A 21,459-nucleotide genomic window follows, 5' to 3' on the forward strand; every position below is an offset into this window, starting at 1 on the left:
CCATGAGTATCACCGGAGCCACCTCCGCTGCCAGCATGTCGCACGCCACGCTCGTGGGGGCGCGACCCGGTCCAATCGTGCCTCCCCCGCCCCCGGGGACATCGGTTGGGCCGGACTTCTCTCAACGCATGGGCGCGGCTCTTGAAAGCGTCAACACGCAGCAGGCCAAGGCCAGCCAGGCGGCCCGCGATTTCGAGACCGGCAAGACCGATGACCTGGCCGCGGTGATGGTTGAACAGCAAGTGTCCTCGCTGGGGTTCCAGATGACGCTTCAGACCCGGAACAAGGCCCTGACGGCCTATCGCGACATCATGAACATGCCGGTGTGATCCGGCACTTCCCCCTTAGGCACGACGCAGACAGAACAGGACAGATCGCATGGACGGACCCAGATCGACCTTGCCCGTACAGGCTGGAGGGTCAACTCTGATCGCGCGCGCCAGGCTTGCGCTGTCACGGGCCGATGGCTTTGTCGCCCAGCCCGCCTTGCGCCGGGCGCTGCCGGCGATTGCGCTTGTGGTGCTCGTGTCCCTGGGCCTCATGGCCTGGCTGCTGCTGGCCCCGGCCGAGCGCGTGGCGCTGCAATCGGGCCTGCCCGAAGCGGAAAAGGCGCGCGCCCTCGATGCGCTGACCGCAGGCGGCATCAATGCACAGCTTGATCCGTCCTCCGGGGTCTTGACGGTGGCCGCCGCCGAATTTCACCGCGCGCGGATGCTGCTGGCGACCGAAGGCCTGCCGCAGGCCAATGTCGACGGGTTGTCGGTGATCTCGGAAATGCCGATGGGCACGTCCCGCCAGGTTGAATCGGCGCGGTTGCGGCGAATGCAGGAAATGGATCTCGCGCGGTCGATCATGGAATTGCAACCCGTCCGGTCGGCCCGTGTTCACCTGGCCCTGCCCGAGCGCAGCGCCTTCGTGCGCGACCAGCAACCGCCGCGCGCCTCGGTGTTCCTGGAACTGGCCCCGGGTCTCGCGCTGTCGCAGGCGCAGATCACCGGCATCGTCAGCCTTGTCTCCACGGCGGTGGCCGACATGCCGGCGGCCAACGTGTCGGTCGTCGATCAGAGCGGTGCCCTGCTGACCACCGAAGAGCAGGATCCGATCCAGGCCGAGGCGGACCGGCAGATGCAACACCAGCAGCGGCTCGAGCGGCATTACCGCGACCGCGTGCTGGCGCTTCTGACGCCGATCGTCGGGGTCGGCAATGCCGCAGTCGAAGTGACGCTGGACATGGATTTCACCCGCTCCGAAGTCACCAACGAGGAATACCTGCCCGACACCGCGCTGCGCAGCGAGCAGAGCACCAACCAGCAGACCAACGGGTCCGCTGTTGGCGGCATTCCCGGTGCGGTCGCCAACACGCCGCCCAACGAGGCGGAACTGGCCGCCGACGCGCAGGGACAGTCGGACACCCGCAGCACCACCAATTCCTCGTCCTCGATGACCCGCAACTACGAGGTCAGCCGCCGCATCGAGACCCGGCAGCCGCAGACCGCGCAGATCATGCGGGTGCATGCCGCCGTCCTTCTGCACCAGATGCCTGCGGCACTGGATGAAAACGGTCAGCCACTCGAAGCGCCGCAGACCCCGCCGATGTCGGAGATCGAGGCGCTGGCCAAAAGCGCCATCGGGTTCAGCACCGAGCGCGGTGATGTCGTCACCGTGACCAGCGCCCCCTTCGTGGCGACCGCGTCGCTGATGCCGCAAGCGCAGTGGTACGAGGCCAGCAGGCTGCCCGACCTGGGGCGTATCCTGGCCCAGCTTGCCGTCCTGGGGATCATCGTTCTGGGCGTGGTGCGTCCGCTTCTGGACCGTCTGCTTCCGGCAGCCACAGCCGAAGGGGCCGCCGCGGGCATGGTCTATGGCGATGCGGTCGAGGTGCCCAAGGGTGAGACCCTGTCCTCCCTGCGCCAGCGCATCGAGACTTCCGCTCCCAGTGCCGACGATCTGAACGACGCGATCACCTACGAGGAAAAGATCGAGCTGCTGCGGCACATGACGAGCTCTGAAACCAACCGCATCGCCGGTGCCTTCAAGGCAATGCTGGCCCCACCGAAAGAGGAAGGCACATGAGTCTTGCCCTTCCTGCACCGGATGCCCGCGACGGGCTGAAGCTGAAACCGGTGCACAAGGCCGCGATCCTGATGATGGTCTTCGGCGAGGACACGGCGGCGCAGATCCTGCGCACCCTGTCGCCCACCGAGGTGCAGACGCTGGGCGAGGCCATGTACATGGTGCAGGGGATCGACCACGACACGGTCGATGCGGTGCTGAACGAATTCCTGGTCGCCGTCAGCAACCAGACGGGGCTGGGCATCGGCGCGAGCACCTATGTCCGTGACGTGCTGGACCAGGCCCTGGGCACCCACAAGGCGCAATCGGTGCTGTCGCGGATCGTGCCCACCAACAGCGAACGCCCGATCGAGATCCTCGACTGGATGGATCCGTCGGCCGTCGCCGAGCTGATCGTGGACGAACACCCGCAGATCACCGCTCTGGTCATCGCGTCACTGGAATATGCGCAGGGGGCCGAGGTGCTCAAGCTGCTGCCGCCCGAGCAGCAGTCCGAGATCATCCGCCGGATCGCCACGCTCAACACCGTCCAGCCCGAGGCATTGCGCGATCTCGAAGAGGTCATGCGCGCCAAGTTCAAGGCCAACACCACGCTGCGCGCCTCTCAGATCGGCGGTGTCAAGGCGGCGGCGCGGATCATGAACTTCACCCGTCAGGACATGGAAGAGCGCATCATGAAAGAGCTGCGCAAGGCCGACAAGATCCTGACCGAGGACATCCAGGACAACCTCTTCGTCTTCGACTACCTGATCAAGTCCGATGACCGCTCACTGCAGGCGGTGCTGCGCGAGATCGACACCGAGGTGCTGGTGCTGGCGCTCAAGGGAGCCGATCCGGCGCTGCGCGACAAGCTGCTGGGCTGCATCTCGCAGCGGGCGGCGGCGAACGTGCTCGAGGAAATGGAGGCGATGGGTCCGGTCCGGTTGAGCCAGGTCCAGACCGCGCAGAAAGACATCATCAGTGTCGCCCGGCGCCTGTCGGACGAAGGCCGTATCACGCTGGCCGGGCGTGGCGGCGAAAAGATGGTCTGATCCGCGATGAGCGCCGCCCCTGCCCCCAAGGCATTGACCGCCGATGACCTGCTGGCGCTGGTGCGCCGGTCGCCGCAGCAGTTCCAGAAGAAAAGCCCGGTCGATACCGATGATGCCGGTGTCGTGCACAGCTTCGTGTCGCAAACCCCGGTGCGCCGCATCGACGAGGCCCGTCCGGCCCCGGTGCCCGACCCCGAAGGAAGGGCCGAGCCCGCCGTCGAGACACCCGCGCCGGAAACCGGCACGGAGGCTGCGGGCGAGTCCGAGAGTTTCAGCCCGGCGGCCCCTCCCAAGGTCATCGACATGGAGGCCGAGCGGCAGGCGTCCTGGCAGGCCGGGTATGATCAGGCGATGCAGGAGATCGACGCGGCCCGCAGTCAGGCCCGCGAAGCGGCTTTGGCCGAGGCTCGCGCTGACGCCGACGCCACGCTCGAGGAGGTCCGTACCGCCTTCGAGGCGGCGCTGGCACGGTTGAACAGTGCCGAACAGGAGGTCGCGGCGACTCTGACGACACATCTTGAAACCGCCATGCGCATCCTTGCTTCCGAGCGTGCCGGGCAGAAGATCGACGACACGCCGCAGCCGTTCCTGCGCCGCATCGAGAAGATGGCGCGCGAGATCGCGGCCGGGGCCGAAAGCCTTGTCGTGCAGATGAACCCGGCCGACCTGATGGCGATCAAGCCCCATATCAAGAGCTTCAGCCCGCTTTCCAAGGCGCGGCTGTCGCCGGATCCCAAGCTGGGGCGCGGAGACCTGCGGCTGAAGATGGACGAGGTCAGCTTTGCCGACGTGATCGCCGAACGTCAGGGCGGAGGGCTGAGATGACCGATCTGTTGACCCGGATCTGCGAAACCGCCGAGGCCGTGGCCCGTGTGCCCGCGCCGGTCTATGGCGGGCGGGTGCTGCGCTATGACGGGCTGATCCTCGAATGTTCGGGTTTCCCCGCCAGCCCCGGTGCGCGCTGCCGCATCGAGACCGCGGACGGTGTGGGTGCCACCGGCGAGGTGGTCGGCTTTTCCAACGGGCGCAACCTGCTGTTCCTTGATCAGCCCGGCGCGCGGATCACCTGCGAGTGCCGCGTGCACAAGCTGCCCGGCGGGCATGACATCCGTATCGGGCCGGACATCCTGGGCCGTGTGGTCGATGCCGAAGGCGTGCCGCTCGACGGGCGTCTGGCCCCCGAGTGCAGCGAGACGCGGTCTCTTGCGGGGCGCGAACAGAACCCGCTGGCGCGGCTTCCCGTGGACCAGCCGCTGGATGTGGGTGTTCGGGTCATCAATGCGGCGCTGACGGTGGGTCGGGGCCAGCGGCTTGGCATCATCGCCGGATCGGGTGTGGGCAAATCCGTCCTGATCGAGATGATGACGCGCTACACCAATGCCGATGTGATCGTCGTCGGGCTGATCGGGGAGCGTGCCCGCGAGGTCGGCGATTTCGTCGGCAAGGTCATGACGGCGGAAAACCGCGACCGCACCTGCGTCGTGGCGGTGCCTGCCGACCGGTCGCCGCTTCTGCGTCTGCGGGCCGCGCATCGCGCCACGGCCATCGCCGAGTATTTCCGCGATCAGGGCAAGCAGGTCATGCTGATCATGGACAGCCTCACCCGTGTCGCCCATGCCCGCCGCGAGATCGGTCTGGCGCTTGGTGAACAGCCCACCGCCAAGGGCTATCCGCCCTCGGTCGTGTCGATGATCCCGGGCCTCATCGAACGTGCCGGTCCGGGACTGCCCGGCCAGGGCAGCATCACCGCCTTCTACACCATCCTTGCCGATGGCGACGACACCACCAATGACCCGGTGGTCGACACCGCCCGCGCCATTCTGGACGGTCATTACGTGCTGTCGCGCAAGCAGGCGCAGATGGGCATCTACCCGGCGATCGACCTGCCGCATTCGCTCAGCCGGGTGATGAAGGACATCGTCACCCCCGAACATGAGCGCGCCGCGCACAAGCTGCGGCGGATGATTTCGCTCTACCTCGAGAACCGCGACATGATGCTGATGGGTGCCTATGCGAAGGGGCAGGATCCCGCCCTCGACGAGGCGGTCACGCTCTGGCCGCGGATCGAGGCCTTCATCCGGCAAGGCATCCACGAGCCTGCCTCTCTGACCGACAGCATCGAAGAGCTTATGACCCTCACAGGAGGCGCCGCATGACCGCCCGCAAGATCCGTATCCTGTCCCTGATGGCCAAGCAGGAGCAGCGCCAGATGGGCCAGCTTGCGCTGCAGCTGGGGGATCTCAAAACCCGCGAGATGCAGCAGTTCGACATGCTGGACCGGCTGAACCAGATCCTCGAACAGACGGGCACCGCCCCGCGCGAGGTGATGACACCCGGCCAGTTGCGGACCCGGCATTTCATCGGCAGCACGCTTGTGCAGCAACTCGAGGAGATGCGCGGCCGGATGGCCGAAACCCAGACACGGCGACAGGAGGTCGAGGCGGATCTGAGCCATCACCACCAGCGCGGACGCATCCTTGGCGACCGGATCGACCAGACCCGGCGCGAGAGCGATGCACTGGCGGCGCAGGGCTGACACGGCCCCGGACTTGGCATCGGATTTGCACTCTGCAGACAAGACAGCACAGCGAGAAGGCCCAGGAAGAGTGTTTGCATTGCAATTGACAGAGACACCGGTTGCAACAGGCGCAAAAACCCTGCGTGCACCCGAGGCCATCCCGGCCCCGGGCGGTGCTGTCATGCCGGATTTCCAGACCTTTCTCGGGCAGGCCCGCGGTGCGGTGCAGGGAACCGGACCCCTGGCCGAAGCTGGACCGGTTGTGCCCGGTGAGGGCGTCCTTGCCCTGCCGATCGAGCGCTTGCCCCGGACCGGGACCCGGACGGCTCTGACAGGACACCCCCCCACCATTGCGGGTGATCTGCCGGCGCAGCCGGTGGATGGCACTGCCGCTGGACAGGCCGGGCCGGATCTTGATGCAGCGCTGCCGCGTGCCGCCGATCTCCCCGCGACCGCCTTGCCCGAGGGCCAGCCCGTCGCAGATGACATGGAACACAGCCCGACGCAGTGGGTTGAGCATCAGGAGGCGGTCCCGGCGCGGGCCCTGTCTCCGGATAAAGGGACAGGGCACGAGGCGCAGTTGCCTGACCTGTCGCCGTCCGCTATCCCGGATGATGGCCCCCCTCAGCCGACATCCGGGATACCGTCCGGGCCAACACCGATTGATGTCACCGAGGTGCCAGGCGAAACCGCGCGGACCCCGGTTGATGAGACCTCAGAAGAGATTGGCCTGCCCGAACAGGGGAACACCGAAACCGAGACCCTGCCTGACCTGACCGGTGATCTGACCGACGCTTCCTCTGCCGATCTGTCGCGTGACGCCGATGACCTCGGACAGGACAGCGTGATCCCGCTGGCTGCCGTCACCGAACAGGTCGCGCTGCGCCGTGCTGCCGGGGATATCGCGGCCCAGACCCAGTCCCTGCCTGAAGGCACGGACGCCCGCGCGCAGACCCCCGCAGATGCCCTGCCCCGTCCGCTGCAGATGGAACAGCCCGTCGGAGAGGCCGCGTTTACCCGCGTCCTGACCGAGGTGTCGATCGCCACGGCGCCCGCCCCGACACCTGCGCAATCCGCGCAGCAGGGTGCCTCTCCGGTGCCGGTTCAGACGCAGATCCCGCTTGATCTGTCCCAGCCGGACTGGGCGGACAGGCTCGTCGAGGACGTGTCGCTTCAGGCGCTGGGTCGCGGCGACACGCTGACCCTGACCCTGACACCCGAGCGGCTTGGCACGATGCAGGTCCGGCTCGAGATGCTGGACGGCCAGACCCATGTCCATTTCATCACCGACACACCCGAAGCCGCGCGCCTGCTGACCGAAGCGCAATCCCGGCTGGCCGACCTGATGTCGCGCGCCGGTGTCGATCTGGGCAGCCAGTCGGCCAGCACCGGCCAGGGCGGGCAGCAGAACGACCGCCCAAGCCAGGGCGCGCCGATACAGGACGGCTTGCCTGTCGCGCCGCAGGAGAGTGGGGCCGAGGCAGTGTTGGCCGCGTCCCGCCCTGCCGCGCCCGTCTCCCGATCCACCGTTGATGTTGTCGCCTGAGGTCCACGATGTCGGATGCTTCCCTCCCCAGCCTTGATGGCCGCCCGAAAGGCGGGGTCTTCAAGAAACTGATCACCTGGCTGCTTGCCGCTGTCCTGTTGTCGGGCCTCGGTTTCGGGGCCGGGCTCTATTATGCCGATGCGCCGCTCTCGCCCTCGCAGGAGGTGCTGCGGCTGATCGAGAAGGACGCGGCAGAGGCCGCCGAAGAGGAAGAGACCGGACCGTTGCGCGTGCCGCGCGAGGTGCCGCAGACCGCACAGTTCGAGACGAGCTATTACGAATTTCCGGACGCCTTCACGACGAACCTCAAGGGATCGCGCCGCTTCCTGCAGGTGGGGGTTGGTCTCTCGACGCAATACGATGCCACGGTGATCGCCAATGTCGAACGCCACGCAATGGCGCTGCGGTCCGACATGCTGGCGGTGATCAGCGGCTTCACCGAGGAAGAGATCGAGGCCGAGGACGGCCGTGCCCGCCTGTCGGGCGCCCTCCGGGAGACGATCAATGCCCGGCTGGTCAGCCTCGAAGGGTTCGGGGGCATCGAAGACGTGTTCTTCCGCACCTTCGTTCTGCAGTGATCGCGAAAATGGCAAAATTCAATCAGAACGGCACTCACAAGCTGAGCGCCAACGAGGTCGCGGCGCTGGTCGATGGCCTGCTCGACATGGAGAACGATGGCGGTGGCGTTCAGGAGAAGGTCAAGCGCTACAAGTTCGGCAGCGACAACCTGTCGATCATGGGGGATTACTACGGGCTGCGCATGATCAACGAGCGATTCTGCCGCCTTGCGCGGTCGGTGTTCCTGCCGTTCCTGCGGATGCATCCGCGGATCTCCGCCTTCCCGCCCGAGGTCAAGACCTATGACCATTACTGTGACGAGCTGGAGAATTTCGTCAGCCTGACCACCAGCCGGATGGATGCGCTGCGCAGCCATCAGCTGATCGTGCTGCCGCCCAATTTCGTGTCGTTGCTGACCAATGCCTATTACGGCGGCAACATCGCCTACCTGCCCAACGGGCGCACCGAATTCACCGCCACCGAGAACCGGGTGATCAAGCTGGTTACCGAAGGTCTGCACCGCGCGCTCGAGGGCGCGTGGCGGGATGTCATCCAGCTGTCCTTCACCAACCCGGTCCACGAGGACAACCTGCAATTCGCCACCTTCGTCGAGAACGACGAAAAGGTGATCTGCTGCTCGTTCATCATCCAGCTGCCCGAGGCCGATCCGGCCAATGTCGACCTGATCTACCCGTTGCAGGCGCTGAAACCGATTGCGGCGCATCTGCGGTCGCGGATGCAGTCCGACGTGGTGGATGACGATATCCGCTGGCGCGCCCGGCTGCAGGACGCGGTGCTCGCGGTGCCGCTCAATGTCACCGCGCGGCTGGCTGAACCACGCGTGCCGATCGCGGCGCTGACCGGGCTGAGACCCGGGCGCATCGTGCCGGTGGATCTCGCGCTGCGCCCGCAATTGCTGGTCGAGGGCATGCCGCTTTTCGAGGTCGAACCGGGCGAGCAGTCCGGCAAGGCCGCGATCTCCCTGACCCGACGTATCGAACTCTAGCCCGAGGATTTCTCAATGGCTCCCATGGATGACATGGACACCGCACCAGACGCCGCCACCGATGCGGCCCCTGCCGCCCGCGTTCAGGAGATGCCGGGCAATGTCGATCTTGGCATGCTGGCCAATGTCAGCGTGCACATGACCGTCGAGGTCGGCAATGCCCAGATCACGCTGCAGGACCTGTTGCGGCTCAACGAAGGCTCGGTTGTCGAGCTGGACCGGATGGCGGGCGATCCGCTGGACATCCTGATCAACGGCACCCAGATCGCCAAGGGCGAGGTGGTCGTCGTCGGCGAGAAATTCGGCATCCGTTTCGGCGATATCGTCGACCCCAGGAAGCGCTTCGAAACCATCTGAGGCGGCGTCCACATGGCATGAAACCTGCACGCCGGGGGGTGAACAGTCCCCGCAGGAGAAGTCATTTGGACATCATCACATTGGACCGGATGCTCGTGATTGCCGGATTTCTCGGGATCCTGCTGATCCTCTGGGCGGTTGCGCAGAAATATCGCGGGCCGCTGTCGCAGAAGATCAAGGCCGACAGCCCGATGGATGTGCAGCAGGTGCTGTCGCTGGGTGGTGACACCCGCGCGATCCTGATGCAGGTGGACGGCCAGCGTGTGCTCGTGGTGACCGGGCGCAAGAGCGGCACCAGCGTCGTGACCCTTTCGGGCAGAGCCGAACCGGAGTCCGTGGCATGATCCGCGCCGTCCTTGCCTTGGCTGCCCTGAGCCTCCTGATGCTGCCCGGTGCTGCCCTTGCCCAGCAGGGTCTGCCGGTCCTGACCCTGTCTGGCGAAGGCGGCACCACCTATTCACTGTCGCTTCAGATCCTCGCGCTGATGACGGCGCTGACCGTTCTGCCGTCGATCGTGCTGGGCATGACCGCCTTCACCCGCATCATCATCGTGCTGTCGATCCTGCGCCAGGCGATGGGCACGATGCAGACCCCGCCGAACCAGGTGCTGATCGCGATTGCGCTGTTCCTGTCCTTCTTCGTGATGCAGCCGGTGCTGACCGACATCTATGACACGGCGCTGTCGCCCTATCTTGACGGCACTCTGGGCGCCGAACAGGCGATCACGCTGGCCTGGGACAAGCTGTCGGGCTTCATGATCGCCAATACCCGCCAGAACGATCTGCTGATGTTTTCCGAACTGGCCGGACACGAGCCTTATGCCGATCCTGCCCAAGTGCCGGTGTCGGTGCTGCTGCCCGCCTATATCACCTCGGAACTCAAGACCGCGTTCCAGATCGGGTTCCTGTTGTTCCTGCCGTTTCTGGTGATCGACATGGCCATCGCGTCGATCCTGATGGCACTTGGCATGATGATGCTGTCGCCGATGATCGTCTCATTGCCGTTCAAGCTGCTTCTGTTCGTGCTGGTCGATGGCTGGGCCCTGACCATGGGCTCGCTTGCCAGCAGTTTCGCCGGAGGGTTGTGACATGGATTTCGACACCAATATCCAGCATCTCAAGCTGGCCTACTGGACCATCCTGATGACCGCCGGTCCGATCCTGATCGTGGCCCTGGCGGTGGGTCTGGTGATCGGCATCCTGCAGGCGGCCACCTCGATCAACGAGGCAACGCTGAGCTTCGTACCCAAGCTGGGCATCGTCATCTTGGCGATGGCCATCAGTTCGAGCTTCATGCTGACGCAGCTGACCGATTACTTCGCCTTCGTCTTCGACACCATCGCAACGATGAACTGACCATGCTGGGCGATCTGGCCGCGTCCTCGACCGGTGTTCCGGGGCTGGAGCTGGCCGCACTGACGGATCTGGGCCTGCAATTCCTGTTTGCGATGCTGCGGATCGGGGCGTTCGTGCTGTCGGCCCCGCTTTTTGCAGCGCGGTTCGTGTCGCTGCCTGTCCGCATCATCATCTCGGTCTGCATCGCGCTCTGGATCGTGCAGCATGTGCCGATGCCGGACGCACGGGATCTGGCGTCGCTGCAGTGCGTGACATGGGTGCTGCGCGAACTGGCGATCGGGTTGGCGGCGGGGCTGGTGCTGCAGATCTATTTCACTGCCGCCGTGATGGCCGGAGACCGGATCGCCAACACCGCCGGTCTGGGTCTGGCCGCGCAGATCGATCCCTCCACCGGCAGCCAGACGCCGGTGATCGGCCAGTTCTTCATGCTGTTCCTGCTGGCGGTTTTCGTCGCTGCGGACGGGCATCTGGTGGCGATCCGGCTGGTGCTGCAAAGCTATACATTGCTGCCACCCGGCTCCTCGGGATCGGGCCTGGGATTCACCGATGACGGGCTTGCGGCCACAGGCGAGATGTTCACCGCGGCCGTGCGGCTGATGATGCCGGTGGTGTCGGTCCTGCTCCTGCTCAATATCGTCATCGGGGTGATCACGCGGTCATCGCCGCAGCTCAACATCTTTGCCTTCGGCTTTCCGCTCACCATGACCGTCACGCTGCTGCTGCTGTTCCTGACCACCGTGACGCTGGGGGATGCGCTTCTGGATCATATGGCACAGGCCTTGCAGCACATGGGTGACATGCTGGGTGAAGGCACCGATGGCCGAAAGTGAAGACGGACAGGAAAAGACCGAGGAACCGACCCAGAAGCGGCGCGATGACGCGCGCAAGGACGGCAAGATCACGACCTCGACCGAGATGTTCGTCTTTGCGACGCTGGGGGTGGGCACGCTGATGCTGCTGCTCGGCAAATCCGCCCTGCCCGACCTTGCCGATCACTGGAAGGCGGGCTTCGTGATCGACCCCGGCCAGTCGCTCGACAGCCTGATGATCCTGCGGACCGGGGACCTGTTCTGGTGGGTGCTGGCCAGCGGGCTGGTGCTTGGCATTCCGATGATGATCACGGTGCTGCTGGCGCAGACCGGCATGGGCGGGCTGAACTTCGCGCCCAAGGCATTCGGGGTGAAGCTCGAAAAGATCGACCCGCTGGCCGGGATGAAACGCATGGTGTCGATGAAGGCGCTGGTGGACCTGAGCAAGGCGGTGCTCAAGGTGACGCTGCTGCTCGGGGCGGGTCTGCTGGTGCTCTATCCGTTCCTGCCGGCGATCATGGGCATGACCATGACCGACCCGAACGTGGCCACCCACCTGCTGGGAACGGTGCTGGTGCGGGTGATGGCGGGGTTGCTGATCGCGCTTGCGGTGATCGCCGCGATCGACCTGGGCTGGCAGATTCACTCCAACACGAAATCCCTGCGCATGTCGCGCCAGGATCTCAAGGACGAGATGAAGGAATCCGAAGGCTCGCCCGAACTCAAGGCCGCGATGCGCCGCAAGCAGATGGAGGCCTCGCGCCGCGCCTCGGAACGCAAGGCGCTGGCGGATGTACCGCTGGCCACCGCCATCATCACCAACCCGACGCATTTCGCCATTGCCCTGAAATACGACCCGGCCGCTGGCGGTGCGCCGGTGGTGCTGGCCATGGGCAAGGGTCCGATTGCCAAAGAGGTCATTCGCCGCGGCCGTCGCGCCGGGGTGATGACGCTGCGCGTGCCACCGCTGGCACGGGCGCTTTATTTCTACGGTGCGATCGGACGGGAAATCCCCGAACAGCTTTACACGGCGGTTGCGGTCATCCTGGCCCATGTGTGGCGACTGGAGCAGGGGCAGCCCGAACCGACACCGGATGTCGATGTTCCCGACGCGCTGAGCGTGGATGAATTCGGTCGCCGACAGCAAAGGACATGACCATGGCACGACGCCCCCGTTCGACCGGAGAGATGATCTCGACCCTGTGCTATGTCGGCGTGGGCCTGTGGACCCTCGGCACCGCGCTCGAGGCCCCGTTTCCAAAGGCGGCGCTGCTGGGATCCTGCGCCGTGGCCTGTTTCGCCGGGGCCCTGCGCCACCAGATCGCGCAGCTGTTCGACCCCAGGTGACGCGCGCTGCGGCATGTCTGCACCGGGTCCGGATCAAAAGTATAGCTCTCCTGCCAAAGAGCACGGAGCCTCTATTTTATCATGGTAAATTCTGGCAAAAGTAGGCAAACATGCTAAAAAGTCGATGTCATTTCGCATACGATTGACAGCCAGGCGGCGCCGCAGAGCAGAACTGGAAACCACATGACGCTGAAGCTTCTTCTTGCCGATGATCACAATCTCCTCGTGGAGGCTGTCAGCACGATGCTGAACGCCATGCCCGATTACGAAGCGGTCACCACCGACACGTTGAACGGGGCCCTGGCATTGCTTACCGAGCATGGCGATTTCGATGTCGTGCTGCTGGATCTCAAGATGCCGGGCATGGTCGGGCTCGAAAGCGTGCAGAAAGTCATCAAGACGGCAGGGGACGGCAAGGTGGTTCTGTTCACCGGCATGGTGGACCGGCATTTCCTGAACAGCGCGCTGGAACTGGGCTGCAAGGGTCTGATCCCCAAGACGATGCCGCTCAAGTCGCTCGACAGCGTGATCCAGCTGATCATCTCCGGGCAGGTGTTCGTTCCGATGGACACGGCCAGCGTGGCTGGTGACAGCGGTGGCAAGGATCACGACCTGTCGGACAAGGAGCTTTACGTGCTGCGACTGGCAGCGGATGGCCTGACCAACAAGGAAATCGCCCGCGGCATGGATGCCAGCGAAGTCACCGTGAAGATGCACATGCGCTCGATCTGCAAGAAGCTCGGGGCCCGCAACCGGGCCCATGCCGCCATGATCAGCCGCGAGCGCGCCCTGATCTGACCACCCGGTCCGCGCACCGCTCCATCCCCGTCCCCCATCGCGACCGACCCTTTTGCGGAGCATCGGCCGCTGCTCCTGTGCGGCGCGGGACAGGGACCGCGCAGGCACTGAATTTCCAGACCTGTCGAAAAGACGAAACCCGGTATCTTTGGCGAAGAAATATCCCGTTTTGGATATGAGGATAGATTCCTATCTTTGGATAACCGCGCGATTGATGGCGTTTGATTTTCGCCTCTATATGGCAAAACAAGCCATCATCGGTCCTGTAGAAACGTCCATGAAGCACAAGACTTTCAAAGACTTTCCGGCGTTTCCGGTCCTGTATCCTCAATATGTCTTTGAGAACAGGGTCCGAAAGGACATGGAACAGGAAAAGGCAAAGCCGCGGCTGGATATGGATTATGTCCGGGCGCTTGTCATTTTGATTGCAGGTGTCCTTGTTTTAATTTCGATTTGAGATTTTCAGATACATCCAGGCCACCACTCCGGAATTGCCTTTTCAGATATTCCATTTCAGATTTCTCACGCCGACATCACTACAGAAGACAGGCCCCTCCAGGGTTGACTGACACCCTCGCCCTCTTTTCCGGCGGGGGTGTCGGCGCTGCACCCCGGCTCTGGCGGATCGCGGCGAGGCGACCGGTTCCGGCACTCGAAACTCACCGACATGGCACGAAGCTTGCACCCTTTCTCTCAGGTCGGGGCGGTGTTTCGGCATCTCGGAGACGCCGCCTGCCAGAACCTGTCACCGGCCTCCAGGGCCTTGTCCGACCATCAGTGATCGAGCCCCGAGAGAGTCCAGTGCCGCACGTCCCCATTCATTCCCCGAGGCTCGATGTCCCATGGTTCTAGCGGAGCGCGGAAACCTGTCGGTTGATGATCTGCTCGAGGTCTATCCCGACATGTCGCATGACATCTTCTATCTGAGTGCGGCGCATAATTTCAGAGTGCGGTTCGGCGTCTTTCTTGGGGAAAGCATCCATTCCTGCGACACCATGACAGCCGGTGACGTCTACCAGATGTCGATCGATGCCAACTGGATCGAGGTGTTCCGACTGTCGGAGGATGGCACGGTCTTCTGCCTGCCGCTGCAGGCCCGCGCGGATCTCTACACGCTGGAGCCCTATGCCTACCTGATCTTCATGTCGGAAAGCGGCCAGACCTTCGATCTCTGGCCGGTGCGCATTTCAGGGATCGACCACATCATCACCAACGCGCCTTTCAGGTTTGCCGAGGAATACACGCTGATCGAGATTCACGACGATCCGGGCGCATCGACCCTCCGTTCGACACAGGGCGATACCGTCACCCGCACGCGTCCCTGAGCAGTGCTGCATCACACCCGACCCCGAAACCGCGCCGTCGATATGTTTTGCGGCTGCCGGCAAGACAGGACCATCACAGGCAAGGCATGTCGCGCATGATCTTCACCCGCAGGCAGGCCATTGCCGCACTTGCCGCAGCCACGGGGTTTGCCGCGCCTGCACGGGCCGGGCTGATCGTCGGTTCCAGCGGCCCGCTCATCGGGCGCGCGCCGGGGCCGGTGGTCTCGCTCGATCGGCCGCAGCGCGCGCCCCAACCCCTCCCGCAGGACAGGCCCGCGCAGGCGCCTCTTGCAGCGGCACCGCCGCGCCTCGACGGGCTGCTCGCCGTTCCGCTTCTCAACGCCCATACCGGTGACCGGATCACCGCCCTGTTCGACCCGGCGGGCCAAAGCGTCAGCGCGCAGGAAAAGGCCCGGCTGGACTGGTTCTTCCGGGACTGGCGGCAGAATGAAATCCGGCCGATGGATCCCGAAACCCTGGCGATCCTCGTGACCCTCGTGGGCAGCGCCCGTCGCCGGGGATGGGACGGAGAGGTCCGGGTGAATTCGGGTTACCGCTCGCGCAGGACCAATGATCAGCTGCGCCGCCGCGGCATCGGTGCGGCGCGCAATTCGCTGCATCTTCAGGCGCGGGCGATCGATTTCTCTTTCCCCGGTCTCGAGATGAAGGCCCTGCACAGGCTGGCAGAGACACAGGCTTCGGGGGGTGTCGGGCTCTACCGGTCCTTCGTGCATATCGACAGCGGCACACCCCGGCGCTGGTGGGGCTAGGGCCGTCCCGGCAGTTTCGGGAGCGTGCCTTCGGCAAGGTCCACACGCTCCCAATAGGCGCGCAGGTCGGTCTGGGTACCGGTCGGGCGATGCGTCTGGAACCGCCGGTCGGATGTCACCGGCGCTGCCCGCGCGACCGGCGGCACCGGTTCCTGATCCCCTTGGCCCGGTGTCGCAAGCGCGGCCCACATCCGGTTGACCCGCCCCAGATAGGCCGCACCCCGGTCGGGATCGCGGGAATGGTAATACCGCGTGGCGCCCTCCCAGGACCCGGTCTCGTCGTAAAGCTGCCTGAGATAGCCCGCCGCGTAGGTCACGTTGCTGTGCGGATCGAGCATCAGCTCCAGACCGGCAAAGCGGTCGCCATGCCAATGGTAATTGAGCTGCATGCAGCCGATATCGACGTTCGAGATATCGGTCCCGATCACCCTGTCCAGATGGGCCTGCATCTCTTGTCGGCTGTCGTAATAATGGCTTTTACCCTGCACATTGGCGGTCCAGGGCCAGGCACGCAAACCCGCCTGCCCCCGCGCAATGCCGGATTCCGTGCGGGCAATCGCAACCAGCAGGCCTTCGGGCACCCCGTACTGGCGGCTGGCCTCGACAGCGAGAGCCTCGCAATCGGGCGTCGTGGCGCGCAGGGGCACCGCGCCGACAAGCAGGACAAGGCACAGAACAGGCACAGGACATCTCATGTGTCCGCATCTGCAAGCCGCGGGCCAGATGCCCCTATCTGAGATAGTCGAACAGGCTTTTCTGGGTGATTTTCACATAGCTCTGCTGTGTCGCGTCGCGTGACAGAAGCGATTGCTGCAGCTTCGTCAGGGCAGCGGCCAGGTCCAGATCCTCGAGCTGTGCCGTGGCTTCGGCCATCATCACCTTGCGGGTGTCGATCACCTCGGCCTGGGCGCTCGCATTGGCCGACAAAGCGCCCACGCGGGTGCGCTGGTCAATGAGGGTGTCGCTTGCCGCCTGCAAACGCCCGATCACGGCAGACCGGGTCTGATCGGCGGACATCACCGCGCGGGGCTGGCCATTCTCGGGGGTCACCTGCATCACCGGTCCGCTGCGCACTGACGAGGCGGTCACACCCGAGATCGCGATCTCGCCATTGGCGGACAGCACCAGACCACCCGTGTCGGGGTCGCGCAGCGCGCTGACACCGGTGCGCGCGGTTTGTGCATTGATCGCATCGACAGCGCCGGACACCGACCCCGCCGCAGCATCGAATCCCAGCGCCACCTCTCCGGCGGGACCGGCAAGGGTCATCGACCAGCTGCCGGGATCGCGAGTCAGGGTGGGCTGCACCAGCATCGTGCCTTTCGACGTGACCCGATCCGAGGGAAAGCTGCCATCGCCACCAAGGGCAGAGAGGAAATCATCAATCGCGTCGAAGACGGTTGTCCCGGCCTCGCCGCCGAACACATCGGCACCGCTGATCCCTGCGGCCAGGCTGAAGGATTCCGAGACCTGCAACCGGATCTGCCCCCCATCGCCACGATAGGACACGCCCTCGGGCCCCTCGACGAAGGGATCGGCCCGGGTCTGGAAACCGCCGAACAGCGCCTGCCCGGTTTCATCCCGTGCATTGGCCAGCCCAAGCAGGCTCTGCCGCAACTGCGTGACCTCGATGCCGATGCTCTTGCGCTCGTCCAAGGCCATGGTATCCGACGTGGCCCGCAGCGCCAGGTCGCGGATGCGGCGCTGCACATTGGTGGCTTCCTTCAGGACGATATCGGCCTGATCGAGCCGCGACCCTACCCGTTCGACATTTGTCGAAAACCGATCGAGCGCGTCTTTCTGTTCGTTGACCGCAGAAAGGCGCAGCGCCCGCACCGGGTCGGCCGAAGCACGCGAATCGTTCTTGCCCGACGAGATCTCGCCCTGCAACCCGGCGATACGGTCGGTGATCTCCGAGAGGCTTCGGGTGTTCAGGGCGTGAAACAGTGGTGTGGAGAGTGTCATTCAGAACCTCATATCGCCTGCAGAAGCGTGTCGAACAGCGCGCGGGCGACGGACATGACCTGCGCATTGGCCTGGTAGGCCTGCTGCTGCTGCATCAGGTTGGCCGCCTCTTCGTCAAGGTTCACCCCGCTCAGGTCAGCGACCGTGCGTTCGGCGCTGTCGCGCTCGGCCGTGGCGATGGTGGTCCGGTTCTCGGCCGCGCTGACCTGGGCGCCGACCCGCTGCTGGATGCTGGCAAAGCCGGTGGCATAGCCGCCCTGCCCGGTCTGGCTGTCCTGCTGTCGCAGGTTGGCCAGGGCTTCGATGGTGCGCCCGTCGCCGGGGGCAGCGGTGTTGGCGGTGATCCCGAAACGGTCGCCGGTTTGCGGCGTGCCGGTCAGCATCACCTCGATGCCCCCGAACTGCGCCCGCCCGGACGGATCAAGCAGGCGCGAGGCCAGATGCGCCCCGGTCGCCCGGTCGAACAGCCCGACCAGACCGGCATCGGCGTTCAGCACCCGCACTTCGCTGTCCTGTTGCGGGGCCGGTCCCGCCGTCATGTCTCCCGACAGGCGCAGCGCACCCGGTCCGGTCAGCATCACCAGCAGGTCTTCCTCCGGCAGGCCCGACAGGCGCAGGGTTTCGCCCGCCTCCGGTGTCACGCTGCGCAGATCGAGCACCCGGTCATCACTCGCCGTCAGAGTCAGGCTGCCATCCGAGACCGAGGCGGACAGGCCCAGCGTGTCGAACCCGGCATCCGCAGCCCCGCTCTGGGCGGGAATCCCGAAGCCTTCGGCCCGCGCGTCGAAATGGATCTCGACCCGTCCATAGGCGGTGTTGATATAGCCAGCCCCCGGAAAGGTCGCCGGCAGCACGACATTGCCCGCCGTCACGCTGACCGTGTGGGACACGCCGCCGATGGAGACGGTGAAACTCGACGGCAGGTTGCCCGCGTCGAACGGCTGGCCGATGACCGCTGTCATCGGTCCGTCACCCACCCCCATGCCGAACCGCGCGGCCTCTGCTGCGTCCTGCGGCAGGCGCAGCGCAGTGCCATTGAGATCACCGCCCACCGTTTCCAGAACCAGACGGTTCTGAGCATCGAAGCTGGCGGTGATGCGGCCCTCTTCGGGACCGCTGACCACGGGTGTGCCATTGCTCATGCGGACCGCGTAGACCTGTTCGCCAAGCGCCACACGCATCACCGCCCCCTCGGGCGGCAATGCGGCAAGGGCCGCGCCGGTGATCCGGCTGGCAGGGGCGGTTTCGCGCAGATCGGCGGCCAGCGCCCGGGCAAGCCCCGGGCCTGATCCAACCAGTGGATCGGCTTGGGCCACATGCACGCGTCCGTCGCTGCCGGTGATGCTGATCTGTCGCGGGCTCAGGTCTCCGGCCAGCGGGTCTGCCGGGGTCAGGGTGATCGCGCTGCCCGCAGCGCTGCTGGTCCGGCGGATCAATCCGTTCTCGAACCCGTCCGTCTGGGCCGTGATCACACCCCCGTCTTCGCTCAGGGCAAAGGGCACCGCCCCCGTCAGGGTCACCGTGCCCGAGACGCGCGCCGCATTCTCGAGGCCAGTGCCTAGGGTGACACTGTCCAGCGGTGTGCCTGCGGGTGACAGCCGGGTGAGCGTGATCGGATCGGGACCGGTCATCGCAACTGCAGTGAGGCCGATATCCGCCCCCTCGGGCTGCACGAGGATCAGGCGGTCCCCATTGGGCGACATCTCGGCTCGGATGCCGGTCAGCACGGTCTGGGCGTTGATCGCGGATTGCAGCGCTCCGGGGCCACCCGCGCCAAGATCGGCGCTGATGGAAGCGGGTGTCAGGTTCTGCCCGGTCAGGCGCAGGCTCAGGTTGCCCGATGCGGGCAACTCGAGCGCCACACGGGTTTCGGCCCGCGCGGTGACCGGAAGTGCGTCTGTCAGGGTCTGGGCGATCCACTTGGCGCTGGCACCGTCGGGCAGCTGCAGGTCGATCGACTGGTCGGCCCCTTCGAAGCCGATCTGCACCCCCGCACGTTCCGGCCCGGTCCAGGTGGCAAGGCCGCTGCCCTGCCCCAGTGTCAGGGCATAATCGCCAGCGGCGGATTGACGGTCCAGCCCGACCGCCCCGAAAGGGGCCGCGCCGTTCAGGTAATCGGTCGAATAGACCGCCTGCGGGTCAAAGCCGTTCTGCGGTGTCAGCAGCGCCGCGGCCTGCGCCGGGCTGAGCGGCACACCCGAAAGCTGACGCCCGTCGCGGGTGAACACGGCGAGATCCGCCGCAGGGGCCGCATCGGCGACGACAACGCCGGTGGCAGTGCCCAGATCGGTGACCAGAAATGCGGTGGTCGGCAAAGCGCCCGAACGCGCCATCAGGCTCAGGCTTGGTGCATTGTCCAGCACAAGAAGGCCCAGATCGCTCAGGCTCTCGCCACTGGCGGTCAGCACATCGCCATTGTTGAGCGCCGCGACGGCGCTTTGCAGATTGGGTTGGCCCGCAAGATCGAAATCCAGGACCCCGGACGCGGTATTCAGGGAAAGTGTCAGCGGCACAGCCCCGTCAGGTGGGGTCAGATCCATCGCCGCAAGACGGGGCTGCACCGACAGGTCGGCACCCGTGGCACCAGCCGGGATCACCCCGACGATGCCGGGTGAGACGAATTCCACCGGAGCGGCAGAGAGCAGGTCTGCCAGATCCGGTAACCCCGTCGCGGTCTGCGGCGTCGCCCGGGCCGTCAACGTGGCGGCCCCGAGATTCTGCGCCGAGGCGCTTGCGGTCAGCGCTGCCGCCGTGGCCAGATCCTCCGGTGTCCTGGGCACGAAGCTCATGTTGATCGCCGCATCATCGCGGCGGCTGAGAACGATCCGGTCCCCATCCAGCGGCGTGCCGCTGATCGAGACCCGAAGATCGGGCAGGCTCAGCCCGTTGGGGCCCTGCGCCAGCACCTGTCCGGCACTGTCGCGCGCGTCCCAGAGACCGACCGCGGCGTCATAGACCAGCGTGATCGGCCCGCCCGGCATCGCATCGGGAAGCCCGGCGGTGATCTGCGCCACCGCATCGCCGCGCATCAGGGCACCGGGTGTGGCGGTCCAGCCGGTCATCGAGAAGAGCGGACCGCCCGTGTTGCCGTCGACCGTCAGCCCAACCCCGTGCAGGGTGTTCATCTCTGCCGTCAGCTTCCCTGCCCAGCCATCGAGATCGCGTTGCGCCTGTGCAACGGCCCCCTGCGCATCGGCCAGCCCGGCCAGCACGCCGCTGCCCGCCGTCATCTTTATCGCTGGCGCGTCGGGATCGGCCTGCACGACTGTCAGGTCGCGGGCCGATGTGGCGCTGACCCGTCCCGATGCGGCGCGGTCCAGCACGATGGGTCCGGCCCCGTCACTGCCCAGCCGCACCTGTGCCATGTCGTCGGCGCCGATCTCGATATCGATATCCACCAGTTCGGCCAGATCCGACAGCAGGCCATCGCGCTGGTCCAGCAGCAGGGTCCGGGCCATGTCGTCCGACGTGATCCCCAGCTTGCGCTGCGTGTCGGCCAGCCCGGTGAGCAGGCCCGTCACCTGTGCCGCGGCCTGATCCGCTTCGGCGCTCACACCGCTCCCAAGCGTCTGGAGGCCACGGGCAAGGTCGGACACGGCCATCGCCAGCGATTGCCCGGCACCGATCGCTGCATGGCGCAGCCCCTGGTCCGCAGGGGCCAGTGCCAGACCGTCCAGCGCGTCGAAGAAAGTGTCGAGCACATCCGGCAACCCGCCATCGCCGGGAAGCAATCGGTTTTCCAGCGCCCGCAGATGCGTGAGATAGGTCTCGGCCGATCCCAGCCTGCCGTCGGCCGTGCGGCTGCGATCGGCCAGAAGCGTGTCGAAGGCCCGGCGGATCTCGATCACATCGACCCCGGTGCCGGGCATGGTTTCCTGCAGCATCGCGGTGCGGCGGTTGTAATTGGGCGTGTCGACATTGGCGATGTTCTCTCCGGTCACGGCCAAGGCCGTGCGATAGGCCAAGAGCCCACCCCGCCCGATATTCATCACGTCAGCCAT

The 21,459-nt window shown here is 65.5% G+C and carries 23 protein-coding genes; 20 read left to right on the plus strand and 3 right to left on the minus strand.

Annotated elements, in window-relative coordinates; genetic code table 11:
- From fliE to IEV82_RS22080, 20 genes are all read left to right on the plus strand, one after another.
- A partial coding sequence (fliE, locus tag IEV82_RS21985; protein WP_188484242.1) for a flagellar hook-basal body complex protein FliE occupies nucleotides 1–329 on the plus strand: 329 nt, incomplete at its 5' end.
- Between the two features lie 49 nt (nucleotides 330–378).
- Entirely contained in the window at nucleotides 379–2,073 is a 1,695-nt protein-coding gene (gene fliF / locus IEV82_RS21990) for a flagellar basal-body MS-ring/collar protein FliF (RefSeq protein ID WP_188484243.1), read from the plus strand.
- On the plus strand, nucleotides 2,070–3,104 hold the full coding sequence (fliG, locus tag IEV82_RS21995; protein ID WP_188484244.1) for a flagellar motor switch protein FliG: 1,035 nt from the start codon (nucleotides 2,070–2,072) through the stop codon (nucleotides 3,102–3,104). Before fliF ends, fliG begins: the two co-directional genes overlap by 4 nt.
- 6 nt (nucleotides 3,105–3,110) lie before the next feature.
- Entirely contained in the window at nucleotides 3,111–3,929 is an 819-nt protein-coding gene (locus IEV82_RS22000; RefSeq protein WP_188484245.1) for a FliH/SctL family protein, read from the plus strand.
- Entirely contained in the window at nucleotides 3,926–5,260 is a 1,335-nt protein-coding gene (locus IEV82_RS22005) for a FliI/YscN family ATPase (RefSeq protein WP_188484246.1), read from the plus strand. The genes IEV82_RS22000 and IEV82_RS22005 overlap by 4 nt, the downstream gene beginning before the upstream one ends.
- A complete protein-coding gene (locus IEV82_RS22010) occupies nucleotides 5,257–5,640 on the plus strand; it encodes a hypothetical protein (protein ID WP_188484247.1) in 384 nt (127 codons plus the stop codon). The genes IEV82_RS22005 and IEV82_RS22010 overlap by 4 nt, the downstream gene beginning before the upstream one ends.
- A gap of 79 nt (nucleotides 5,641–5,719) precedes the next feature.
- Entirely contained in the window at nucleotides 5,720–7,168 is a 1,449-nt protein-coding gene (locus tag IEV82_RS22015) for a flagellar hook-length control protein FliK (protein WP_188484248.1), read from the plus strand.
- Nucleotides 7,169–7,176: 8 nt separating this feature from the next.
- Complete coding sequence (locus IEV82_RS22020; protein ID WP_188484249.1) at nucleotides 7,177–7,746, plus strand: flagellar basal body-associated FliL family protein; 570 nt, start codon at nucleotides 7,177–7,179, stop codon at nucleotides 7,744–7,746.
- 8 nt (nucleotides 7,747–7,754) lie between these two features.
- Nucleotides 7,755–8,732, plus strand: coding sequence for a flagellar motor switch protein FliM (gene fliM, locus IEV82_RS22025; RefSeq protein ID WP_188484250.1), 978 nt, complete (start codon nucleotides 7,755–7,757; stop codon nucleotides 8,730–8,732).
- Nucleotides 8,733–8,822: 90 nt separating this feature from the next.
- Nucleotides 8,823–9,089 (plus strand): flagellar motor switch protein FliN, encoded by a 267-nt coding sequence (fliN, locus tag IEV82_RS22030; RefSeq protein WP_188484278.1) that lies wholly within the window; start codon nucleotides 8,823–8,825, stop codon nucleotides 9,087–9,089.
- 65 nt (nucleotides 9,090–9,154) lie between these two features.
- Nucleotides 9,155–9,433: a hypothetical protein gene (locus IEV82_RS22035; protein ID WP_188484251.1), complete on the plus strand. Its 279-nt coding sequence runs from the start codon at nucleotides 9,155–9,157 to the stop codon at nucleotides 9,431–9,433.
- Nucleotides 9,430–10,176 carry a flagellar type III secretion system pore protein FliP gene (gene fliP, locus IEV82_RS22040; protein WP_188484252.1) on the plus strand — a complete coding sequence of 249 codons (747 nt, stop codon included), beginning with the start codon at nucleotides 9,430–9,432 and terminating at the stop codon, nucleotides 10,174–10,176. Before IEV82_RS22035 ends, fliP begins: the two co-directional genes overlap by 4 nt.
- Nucleotide 10,177: 1 nt before the next feature.
- Nucleotides 10,178–10,444, plus strand: coding sequence for a flagellar biosynthesis protein FliQ (gene fliQ / locus IEV82_RS22045; protein ID WP_188484253.1), 267 nt, complete (start codon nucleotides 10,178–10,180; stop codon nucleotides 10,442–10,444).
- 2 nt (nucleotides 10,445–10,446) lie between these two features.
- The gene (gene fliR, locus IEV82_RS22050; protein WP_188484254.1) at nucleotides 10,447–11,274 is read left to right on the plus strand and encodes a flagellar biosynthetic protein FliR; all 828 of its coding nucleotides are present in this window, start codon (nucleotides 10,447–10,449) and stop codon (nucleotides 11,272–11,274) included.
- Entirely contained in the window at nucleotides 11,261–12,409 is a 1,149-nt protein-coding gene (locus IEV82_RS22055) for an EscU/YscU/HrcU family type III secretion system export apparatus switch protein (protein WP_188484255.1), read from the plus strand. The genes fliR and IEV82_RS22055 overlap by 14 nt, the downstream gene beginning before the upstream one ends.
- A 2-nt stretch (nucleotides 12,410–12,411) precedes the next feature.
- Nucleotides 12,412–12,600: a hypothetical protein gene (locus IEV82_RS22060; RefSeq protein WP_188484256.1), complete on the plus strand. Its 189-nt coding sequence runs from the start codon at nucleotides 12,412–12,414 to the stop codon at nucleotides 12,598–12,600.
- A gap of 183 nt (nucleotides 12,601–12,783) precedes the next feature.
- The gene (locus tag IEV82_RS22065) at nucleotides 12,784–13,398 is read left to right on the plus strand and encodes a response regulator transcription factor (RefSeq protein WP_229747969.1); all 615 of its coding nucleotides are present in this window, start codon (nucleotides 12,784–12,786) and stop codon (nucleotides 13,396–13,398) included.
- A 214-nt stretch (nucleotides 13,399–13,612) separates the two neighbouring features.
- Nucleotides 13,613–13,855: a hypothetical protein gene (locus IEV82_RS22070; protein ID WP_188484257.1), complete on the plus strand. Its 243-nt coding sequence runs from the start codon at nucleotides 13,613–13,615 to the stop codon at nucleotides 13,853–13,855.
- Between the two features lie 385 nt (nucleotides 13,856–14,240).
- On the plus strand, nucleotides 14,241–14,723 hold the full coding sequence (locus IEV82_RS22075) for a hypothetical protein (RefSeq protein WP_188484258.1): 483 nt from the start codon (nucleotides 14,241–14,243) through the stop codon (nucleotides 14,721–14,723).
- 86 nt (nucleotides 14,724–14,809) lie between these two features.
- On the plus strand, nucleotides 14,810–15,493 hold the full coding sequence (locus IEV82_RS22080; protein ID WP_188484259.1) for a YcbK family protein: 684 nt from the start codon (nucleotides 14,810–14,812) through the stop codon (nucleotides 15,491–15,493).
- Here the strand turns inward: IEV82_RS22080 and IEV82_RS22085 are convergent.
- Genes IEV82_RS22085 through IEV82_RS22095 form a run of 3 tightly spaced genes read right to left on the minus strand, consistent with a single transcriptional unit; the run spans nucleotide 15,490 to nucleotide 21,459 of the window.
- Complete coding sequence (locus IEV82_RS22085; protein WP_188484260.1) at nucleotides 15,490–16,176, minus strand: transglycosylase SLT domain-containing protein; 687 nt, start codon at nucleotides 16,174–16,176, stop codon at nucleotides 15,490–15,492. The genes IEV82_RS22080 and IEV82_RS22085 overlap by 4 nt on opposite strands.
- A gap of 46 nt (nucleotides 16,177–16,222) precedes the next feature.
- On the minus strand, nucleotides 16,223–17,458 hold the full coding sequence (gene flgL / locus IEV82_RS22090) for a flagellar hook-associated protein FlgL (protein ID WP_188484261.1): 1,236 nt from the start codon (nucleotides 17,456–17,458) through the stop codon (nucleotides 16,223–16,225).
- 8 nt (nucleotides 17,459–17,466) lie between these two features.
- Nucleotides 17,467–21,459 carry a FlgK family flagellar hook-associated protein gene (locus tag IEV82_RS22095; RefSeq protein ID WP_188484262.1) on the minus strand — a complete coding sequence of 1,331 codons (3,993 nt, stop codon included), beginning with the start codon at nucleotides 21,457–21,459 and terminating at the stop codon, nucleotides 17,467–17,469.

This window comes from Marivita lacus (genome assembly GCF_014637725.1).
GTDB lineage: Bacteria > Pseudomonadota > Alphaproteobacteria > Rhodobacterales > Rhodobacteraceae > Marivita > Marivita lacus.